Origin of the sequence: Arthrobacter sp. NPDC057013 (genome assembly GCF_042674585.1) — a bacterium.
Lineage (GTDB): Bacteria > Actinomycetota > Actinomycetes > Actinomycetales > Micrococcaceae > Arthrobacter.
The window spans coordinates 202,742-210,958 of sequence record NZ_JBHUSE010000003.1; the positions used below are offsets into that span (position 1 = coordinate 202,742).

The 8,217-nt window shown below is 66.3% G+C and carries 9 protein-coding genes; 4 read left to right on the forward strand and 5 right to left on the reverse strand.

The window, feature by feature from the left end; all coding sequences use genetic code 11:
- Positions 1–98 precede the first annotated feature (98 nt).
- Entirely contained in the window at positions 99–935 is an 837-nt protein-coding gene (locus ACFTSA_RS06525; protein WP_377950464.1) for an oxidoreductase, read from the forward strand.
- Between the two features lie 35 nt (positions 936–970).
- Here the strand turns inward: ACFTSA_RS06525 and ACFTSA_RS06530 are convergent, their stop codons facing one another.
- The 4 genes from ACFTSA_RS06530 to ACFTSA_RS06545 form a co-directional block, all read right to left on the reverse strand.
- On the reverse strand, positions 971–1,483 hold the full coding sequence (locus tag ACFTSA_RS06530) for a DinB family protein (protein WP_377950465.1): 513 nt from the start codon (positions 1,481–1,483) through the stop codon (positions 971–973).
- A 98-nt stretch (positions 1,484–1,581) separates the two neighbouring features.
- Positions 1,582–2,055, reverse strand: a complete 474-nt coding sequence (locus tag ACFTSA_RS06535; protein WP_377950466.1) for a DUF4383 domain-containing protein — start codon at positions 2,053–2,055, stop codon at positions 1,582–1,584.
- Positions 2,056–2,228: 173 nt separating this feature from the next.
- Positions 2,229–2,972, reverse strand: a complete 744-nt coding sequence (locus ACFTSA_RS06540; RefSeq protein WP_377950467.1) for a DUF2306 domain-containing protein — start codon at positions 2,970–2,972, stop codon at positions 2,229–2,231.
- Between the two features lie 9 nt (positions 2,973–2,981).
- Entirely contained in the window at positions 2,982–3,926 is a 945-nt protein-coding gene (locus ACFTSA_RS06545) for an NAD(P)-dependent alcohol dehydrogenase (protein WP_377950468.1), read from the reverse strand.
- A gap of 230 nt (positions 3,927–4,156) precedes the next feature.
- Between ACFTSA_RS06545 and ACFTSA_RS06550 the strand changes: the two genes are divergently transcribed.
- Positions 4,157–4,897, forward strand: a complete 741-nt coding sequence (locus ACFTSA_RS06550; RefSeq protein ID WP_377950469.1) for a TetR/AcrR family transcriptional regulator — start codon at positions 4,157–4,159, stop codon at positions 4,895–4,897.
- 12 nt (positions 4,898–4,909) lie between these two features.
- Here the strand turns inward: ACFTSA_RS06550 and ACFTSA_RS06555 are convergent, their stop codons facing one another.
- Positions 4,910–5,692, reverse strand: a complete 783-nt coding sequence (locus tag ACFTSA_RS06555; protein ID WP_377950470.1) for a FadR/GntR family transcriptional regulator — start codon at positions 5,690–5,692, stop codon at positions 4,910–4,912.
- A 96-nt stretch (positions 5,693–5,788) separates the two neighbouring features.
- On the opposite strand from ACFTSA_RS06555, the gene ACFTSA_RS06560 reads away from it, so the two are divergent.
- Positions 5,789–6,667, forward strand: coding sequence for a carbon-nitrogen hydrolase family protein (locus ACFTSA_RS06560; RefSeq protein ID WP_377950471.1), 879 nt, complete (start codon positions 5,789–5,791; stop codon positions 6,665–6,667).
- A gap of 10 nt (positions 6,668–6,677) precedes the next feature.
- On the forward strand, positions 6,678–8,030 hold the full coding sequence (locus tag ACFTSA_RS06565) for an APC family permease (RefSeq protein ID WP_377950472.1): 1,353 nt from the start codon (positions 6,678–6,680) through the stop codon (positions 8,028–8,030).
- The last annotated feature ends 187 nt before the right edge of the window (positions 8,031–8,217 follow it).

Sequence of the window (8,217 nt, forward strand, 5' to 3'; positions counted from 1 at the left end):
GACCAGAGGTCTCTTGACTAAGGACCGGCGGTCTCTTACATTAGAGACCAGCGGTTCTTTAGTTGACGGACCCAGAATGAGAGAAATGGAAACCTGACATGAACAAGAAGGTTGCACTGGTCACCGGCGGCTCCTCCGGCATTGGCGAGGTCGCCGCTCGCGAGCTCAAGGACGCCGGCTTCACGGTGTATGCCGCGGCGCGGCGGACTGACCGGATGGCCGCGCTCGAGCAGGCCGGCATCCGGACGCTCGCCCTCGACGTCACGGACGCGGAGTCGGCGCGCGCCGCCGTCGAGCGCATCATCCAGGACGAGGGGCGCGTTGATGTCCTCGTGAACAACGCCGGCTACGGCTCCTACGGTTCCCTGGAAGAAGTTCCCCTTGCCGAGGCGCAGGCCCAGCTCGACGTCAACGTGCTCGGCCTGGCGCGGCTGACGCAGCTGGTGCTGCCCCACATGCGGACACAGGGGAGCGGCAGGATCATTAACATCAGCTCGATGGGTGGTCGCTTCGCGACACCGCTGGGCTCCTGGTACCACGCCAGCAAGTACGCGGTCGAGGGCCTCAGTGACGCAATGCGCCTCGAGGTCGGGCAGTTCGGCATCGACGTTGTCCTCATCGAACCGGGCGGGATCCGCACCGAGTGGGGCGCCATCGCCGCGGACAAACTGCGCGCCACCTCCGGACAGGGCGTTTACCGCACGCAGGCCGAGGCCATGACCAAGACGCTCTCTGCGAGCTCCGAGCCTGGCTACCGGCTCGCTTCGCCGCCCGAGGTGGTGGGCCGCGCCATCGCGAAGGCGGCCACCGCCCGAAGGCCGCGCACCCGCTACAGCGTCGGCATCGGGGCGACCCCGATGATCTGGCTCAGCCGGATCCTGCCCGACCGCACCTTCGACTCCGTCATCAAGCGCGTTGCCGGTGTGCCGGCCTGACAAGGCAGGCGCCAACACGGCCCGCGCTCACGGTGTCAGCTGCTGAGGATCTGCTCGCGGAGGATCTGCTCGCGGAGGATGTCAGCGTGGCCGCAGTGCTGTGCGAGTTCGCGCAGCATGTGCAGGTACACCCAGCGCAGCGGGAGCGGGCCGCGCCTGTTGCCGTGGACGAGGTCGTCGAGGTGCAGGGAGGCCGCAGCGCGCCGCGACGCCTCGCAGGCTGCGTGGTGGGCGGCCTGGATGCTGGCAATCGTGTCCTGGTCCTCAAGGATGAATGACTCGTCCGGGGTTGCCGGTATGCCGATGTCGGCGCGGGAACGGCAGGTGATTGCTTCGTCGAACCAGACTTTCTCGACGAAGGTGGCGTGCCTGACCAGTCCCAGCAGCGTTGTGCGGGACGGTACCAAAGGCCGGCGTGCCTGTTCCTCCGTCAGCCCGTCAAGGGAGGCATTGAGTCTGCTGCGGTGCTCATCGAGGAACGCGTCGAACTGGATCCGCAGCGGCTGATTGATGACGTCCTCGGCGAATGCGGCGGGAAGGGAAGGCATGCAGGCAGTATTCCAAGCGCAGGCCGCCGAAGCAACGGCGAAGGCCGCCCCGAAAAGGGACGGCCGTCGTCGTTGGTTTTGCTAACGGTGGGTCCGCGCTATGGGGTGGCGGTTCCCCTCGTCCGGTCCATGGCATCCCTGCCGAGCCAGAGGCCCAGGCCGACCATGGCGAGGCCGAGGATCAGGTGCAGCCAGTTGTCGGCAGAGTTGAACGGGACAAAGTTGGCACCCGAGCTCATGTCGATGACCAGGCCGTAGAGCCACAGAACGATGTAGACGATGCCGCCGCCAAGCAAGAACCAGCGGGCCGTCGAGGCGGTCCGGGCCATTGCGATGCCGGCCGCGCCGAACAGCAAATGGACGATGTTGTGCAGCACGGACACCTGGAAGACTCCAAGCAGCATTGCCCCGGAGTCATATCCGGCAAAGCTCATGGCGCCGTAGTTGGTGGTGATTCCCGGAATGAACCCGAGGACCCCAACCAGCAGGAAAACCACACCAAGACCCATGGCGGTGTTGTGAAGGGACAACCCCATTGCGTGGTGGTGTGCGGGGTGTGAAGCGGTTGTCATTAGTCTCCCTTTCACGGTGACTGCCGGTTCTTCAGGTGGAGAACCGGCTCGCGGCAAGGAGTCGCAGGAATCCTGCCGACGCCCATAGCCTACTCCTGAAAACCGCGCGTGTGCAGGGGAAAAGCGCTAGTCGGCAGTCCGGGCAGGGTAGGCCATGCCGCTCGCGAAACCGTTCATTGCCCTGGAACAAACGTGGCAGTCCGGCCGCGCCGGGCGGGCGGTGTGTTGGGCCGGGAGCGGCGGCGGATGCCGTATTCGGCCACCGCCAGGTTGATCATCCATGCTGCGCCCATGAGGAGAGCCCGCGTGGTCACGTCGGGCGGTCCGGTCAGGAGCTCCGGGACGATAAGGATGATGCCCTGGGTCCCGGCCGCAACTCCGATGGCGTAAGCGCGGGTCATCCAGGCGCCGTGTTTAGCGAAGTCCCGGCGGGTGATGGCAAGGACTCCCAGGATCAGACTCACCAGCATGGCGCTGCCGAAGACCAGCCGGAAGATGAGCAGGACGAGCCCGTCGCTGGGCGGCAGCTCGTAGAACAGGGCCATCCACAGCCCGGACAGCGCCGCCAGGAAGCCGGCGGGTATGAGAATGCGTCCCGCTGCCCGGTGCCAGCTGCGCCGGCCCCGGCGAAGGGAGGGGGTGAACTGGAATGCCCCCAGCAGGGAGTAGACGGTGACGCTGACGATGTGCGTGACCACCGGGATAGGCGAGGTGAAGAACCTCTCGTTGCGCGGGGTGATGGTGGCGCCGCCGGTCAGTTCGGTGAGGCGTGCCGCTCCGGCGAGCACGGGGATGAGGGTGAGGAAGATCAGGGCCGCCGGCACCAGCCAGCCGTGCCGGGGCCGTTGGCGGGAGCCGGGCCTGTGGTTTTCGGTATGACCCGAAGTTTGGGCGGTGTTGTTTCCGGTGGCTTTCATGTGAGAGTCCTATTCGCCGGCGATGCGGAGGATGACGTTTCCCTTTTTTCGTCCGGCATCGACATAGCGGTGTGCTTGGACGATCTCGCGAAGGGTGTAGGTCCGGTCAATGACGGGCCTGTACCGGCCCGCTTCCGCGAGTCGGACGAGGTCAGCGAGGTCGTCGGCGGTGTACCTGAGTTTCAGGTCGCCGGCCGTGACCAGTTTTCCGCTTCTGCGGCTGTTGGCGGACGCCTGGAGAATCCCCTTCAGGTCGGCGACGACGAGAAGCAGTTTTCCGCCCGGGTTCAGGCTGCTGGATACCCGGCTGAAGGGGGCGTTGCCGACGCAGTCCATGATCACGTCGTAGGTGCTGTCCCGGACGGCGAAGTCCTGAGCGGTGTAGTCGATCACCCGGTCCGCACCCAGGGAGGTCACCAGATCCGGGTTTCCGTTGCTGCAGACTGCAGTGACATGGGCTCCCATGTTCTTGGCGAGTTGCACCGCGGCTGTCCCCACGGCACCGGAGGCCCCGTTGATGAGGACGGTGTCGCCGGGCTTGACGTTGGCGCGGGCCAGGAAGCCACGGGCCGTGAGGCCGCCGAAAACGATCGTGACTGCCTCTTCGAAACCCATGGTCCGCGGTTTGGCAGTGGTGGCTGCGTCCTGCGTGACCGTCACGTATTCGGCGTGGCCGCCGAACTTTGCCCCGAGCATGGCGACCACCTCGTCGCCGACCCGGAACCTCGTCACAGCGGATCCCGTGGCTTCTACCACGCCGGCGACGTCCATTCCCAAAACCCTGCGACGTGGACGGAAGACGCCAAGTCCGAAGGCCGTCGGGATTTCCAGACCCGCGGGGACGGTACGGCTGCGGGCGCGGTGGTCGGCGGCGCTCACCGTGCTGGCGTGGACCTTGATGAGGACCTCGTCCGGACGCGGTGACGGTCTGGGGATTTCCTCGACGCGGACCACTTCCGGTGCGCCGAACCGGCCGTAGGTAGCCGCCCCTCATTGTGCTGCCAGGGTGGCCGATGCCGCCTGCGTGAGCCGGACGACGGACGAGATCCGGGTTTGCTTGCCTTGGATTCATAGGGGACTCCTCGTACCCATTGGTGTACGACGTACACCTTCATGGAAGGAGAATAAAGTGTACGCGGTACACCTGTCAATGGCGTAAGTTTGGATCAGGGAAAGGATGGTTTGTGACCCAGCAGATCGAAGGGCAGCGGCGCGTGCGGCTGAACCGTGACCGGGTGCTGCAGGCTGCCGTCTCCCTGGCGGACGAGGCTGGAATCGACGAGCTCAGCATGCGCAGGTTGGGGCAGGAGCTGGGTGTCGTGCCGATGGCGCTCTACAAGCATGTGGCCAACAAGGAGGAGCTCCTCGACGGGATGGTCGAGGCAATCATCTCCGAGATCGATCCTGCCGTTGGCGGCGCCGACTGGAAGAACGCTGTCAGGCTGCGGGTACTTTCGGCCAGGGCCGTGCTCCAGCGGCACAGGTGGGCCCGGAATGTCCTGGAATCACGAACCAACCAGACCCCCGCCGTCCTCGGCTACATGGACTCCTTCATCGCCATGTTCCTGGCCGGCGGCTTCTCAGTGGACCTGACCCATCACGTCATGCACGCCATGGGCAGCCGCATCTGGGGATTCAGCCAAGAGCTGTTTGATGACTCCGCCGGCCCGGGTGGGGGAGCTGCCGCTGAGGTGGCACCCGAGGTGCAGGCTGCAATGTTCCAGCAGATGGCGGCACGCTATCCGAACATCCTTCAGGTGGCCACCGCAGCGAGCCATGATGAAGGCTCCGTTGTGGGCCATGGCTGCGACGACCAGTTTGAGTTTGAATTTGCGCTCGACCTGCTCCTGGATGGCTTTGAACGTCTCCATCGGCAGGGATGGACATCACGCCAGGCCAAAAAGCAGCAGCGGAACGACGGCTGAGGCCGGCGTTCGTCACGTCGGTGTGGACCCGGATCCGCCATCGGCCAGGCCCATGAACATGGTCCGGTGCAGGATGTCCACGTGCTTCCGGGAGATTTCGACGGCGGTGTCCCCGTCTCCCGCGCGGAGGGCCGCCACCAACTCCACGTGGTCGCAGTTCGACTTGTGCAGCAGCTCGATGGGGTAGGGGATGAAGTAGGCATAGAGCTCGGCCAGCGTCTCGTGATAGACCCCGACGGCGGTCCCCAGGCAGGACGCTGTTCCCACCAGCTGGTGGAACTGCTCGTCCGCCTGATGGTAGGCGGACCAGTCGGTGGACTCCGCCATGTCCCGGGTCAGCCGCTCCAGTTCGTCCAGCTGCTCGGCGGTGGCGTTGACGGCTGCATAGTGGGTGACCGCGCATTCGAAGAGCAGGCGCCGGTCCACCAGCCGGTTGACGGCCTGGGACTCCGCGGGCGACGCCGTGAGTTCGGCCAGCACGTCCCGCGGAGGCTCCTCCGCCACGAACGTTCCTCCGGCCCGGCCGCGGCGGCGCACCACCACGCCCTGGTCCGCGAGGCTCGCCAGTGCCCGGCGGGCGGTGATCGGGCTGACGGACAGGCCCAGCGCCACGTCCTCCTGGTCCGGCAGGCGTTCGCCGGGCTTCAGCAGTCCCAGCGAAATGGCCATGCCGATGCGCAGCCGCACGGCGTCGATAGCGCTCCTGCGGTCGATGCCGGCCAGGGCGCCTGAGCCGATGGGGGAGGCGCCGCCGGGAGAAGCGGGGGAGGCGGTGTCCTCCAACTGACGGGTCATATCCGCTACTTTACGGCCCATCCGCAGCCCCTTCCCATAATTGGATCATTCTGATCTAATATAGTGCAGATCACACCCCAACGCGGAGACAAACCCATGCAACGCATCCTTCCCCTCATTGCCGCCCAGGCCAGGCCACGGCTCATCGGCGAACCCGTCACGGCCTTCGCGGACGAGGTCACGGCAGCCCTGGAGACCAAGCCGGACAGCAAACTCGTGGTCTTCCCCGAGCTGCACCTCTTCGGCGACGGGACCCCGGACCTGCAGCGCACCGAAGCCCTGCAGGGCTCCGCCGAACCGCTGGACGGACCAAGAATCAAAGAGCTGAAAGAGCTTGCCGCGGACCTGGGCATCTGGCTGGTCCCCGGCAGCGTCTGCGAGCGCGGCCCGGAAGGCCAGCTGTTCAATACCCAGCTGGTGCTGTCCTCGGAGGGGGAGCTGGCCGGCTACTACCGGAAGATCTTCCCCTGGCGCCCCTTTGAGCCGTACGACCCCGGCGACAGGTTCACCACCGTGGACCTGGCCGGGATCGGCAGGGTGGGATTGAACATTTGCTACGACGCCTGGTACCCGGAGGTGTCCCGCCAGCTGGCCTGGATGGGCGCCGAGGTGATTCTCAACGTCGTCAAGACCACCACCCCGGACCGGCGGCAGGAGCTGGTGCTGGCCAAGGCGAACGCCATCGTCAACCAGGTGTTCGTGGTCAGCGTCAACTGCGCCGGCCCCACCGGCCAGGGAAAAAGCATCATCGTCGATCCCGAGGGCAACACCATCACGGAAGCCGGGGACGATGCGCCGGTGCTGCTGACAGCGGACCTGGACCTGGCCGCCGTCGGGCACGTCCGTACCCACGGGACGGAGAACCTCAACCGTCCCTGGTCCCAGTTCCGTGACGGGGAGGCCGCCGTCGAACTTCCCGTCTACCAGGGGCGGATCAATCCGCTGACCTGGACACCCCCCACTTTCAATGCTTAAGGACACCCACGTGACCACTCCAACCCTGACCCGCACGCTGAAGCTGCCGTCGCTGGTGCTGTTCGGCCTGGCGTACCTGACCCCGCTGATTGTCCTGGCCATCTTCGGCCTGATCGCCGAGACCACGGGCGGGGCGGCGCCGTCGGCCTACCTCGTGGCGATGGTGGCCATGCTGTTCACGGCGCACAGCTACGGCCGGATGGCGGTTGCCTACCCCGTGGCCGGCTCCGCGTACACGTACGTGCGCCGGTCGATTGATCCCCGGGTGGGCTTCCTGGTGGGCTGGGCGATCCTGTTGGACTACCTGTTCCTGCCCATGGTGATCTGGCTGATCGGCAGCTCGTACCTGAGCGCGCAGTTCCCGGGCGTGCCCATGTGGCTGTGGATTGTGGGCTTCATCCTCATCACCACGGTGCTGAACATCCTGGGCATCAAGGTGGCGGACAAGGCCAACTACGTGCTGATGGCGTTCCAGCTGCTGGTGATCGTGATCTTCGTGGCGCTGGCCATCGGCAACGTGGTGTCCACCTCCGGCGCGGGCGGCCTGGCCAGCACGGAGCCGTTCTTCAACAGCACGTCCAGCTTTGCCACCATCTCCGCGGGCGCGGCCATAGCGGCGTACTCGTTCCTGGGGTTCGACGCCGTCACCACCCTCACCGAGGAAACCGTGGACCCGCGCCGCAACGTGCCCCGCGCCATCATGCTCATCGCGCTGATCGGCGGCGGCATCTTCGTGGCCGTCTCCTACGTCACCCAGCTGGTGCATCCGGGCGGCGTGTTCGAGGACTCGGCGTCAGCGGCCAGCGCCATCGCGCTGCAGATCGGCGGGCAGCTGTTCGGTGCGGTGTTCCTCGCCGGTCTGGTGGTGGCGCAGTTCGCCTCCGGCCTCGCCGCGCAGGCCAGCGCCTCGCGCCTGATCTACGCCATGGGACGCGACTCTGTGCTGCCGAAGGCCATCTTCGGCAAGCTCAGCGCGAAGTACCACACGCCCGTGGTGAACCTGGTGGTCACCGGCATCGTGGGCCTGATCGCGATCTTCCTGGACGTGGCGACGTCGACGTCGTTCATCAACTTCGGTGCCTTCACGGCCTTCACGCTGGTCAACGTCTCCGTGGTGTTCCATTACGTGCGCCGGCGCCGGGCGGGGGAGCAGCTGAACTTTGTTTCGTACGTCGTTATCCCGGCGGTGGGTGCTCTGGTCTGCGCCTACCTGCTCTCCCAGCTGGACAGCAACGCGATTACGCTGGGACTGAGCTGGCTGGCGCTGGGCATCGTGGTGCTGGCGCTGATCACGCGCGGCTTCCGGGCGGCGCCGCCGGAAATGACGACGACGGAGAAGGCCACCGTGGAGGCCGCCGCCTAGGTTTTGGGTTGGATTACGGGACGGGAGGAACCGGCGTGAGGATAGCGCTCGGGCAGCTGGAGTCCGGCACGGACGTCGCGGCCCACCAGGCCGCGAACAGCCCGGACGGCGCGACCGCCCCCCCCCCCGGCGCCCCCCAGGGTGGGGTCGCGGGGGGAGCGCAGAAACAGGAGGTGAACGGGGACAA

Coding starts and splice junctions, on each gene's coding strand:
- ACFTSA_RS06525 (WP_377950464.1), top strand. CDS start 99: ATGAACAAGAAGGTTGCACTGGTCACCGGCGGCTCCTCCGGCATTGGC.
- ACFTSA_RS06530 (WP_377950465.1), bottom strand. CDS start 1,483: ATGCCTTCCCTTCCCGCCGCATTCGCCGAGGACGTCATCAATCAGCCG.
- ACFTSA_RS06535 (WP_377950466.1), bottom strand. CDS start 2,055: ATGACAACCGCTTCACACCCCGCACACCACCACGCAATGGGGTTGTCC.
- ACFTSA_RS06540 (WP_377950467.1), bottom strand. CDS start 2,972: ATGAAAGCCACCGGAAACAACACCGCCCAAACTTCGGGTCATACCGAA.
- ACFTSA_RS06555 (WP_377950470.1), bottom strand. CDS start 5,692: ATGACCCGTCAGTTGGAGGACACCGCCTCCCCCGCTTCTCCCGGCGGC.
- ACFTSA_RS06560 (WP_377950471.1), top strand. CDS start 5,789: ATGCAACGCATCCTTCCCCTCATTGCCGCCCAGGCCAGGCCACGGCTC.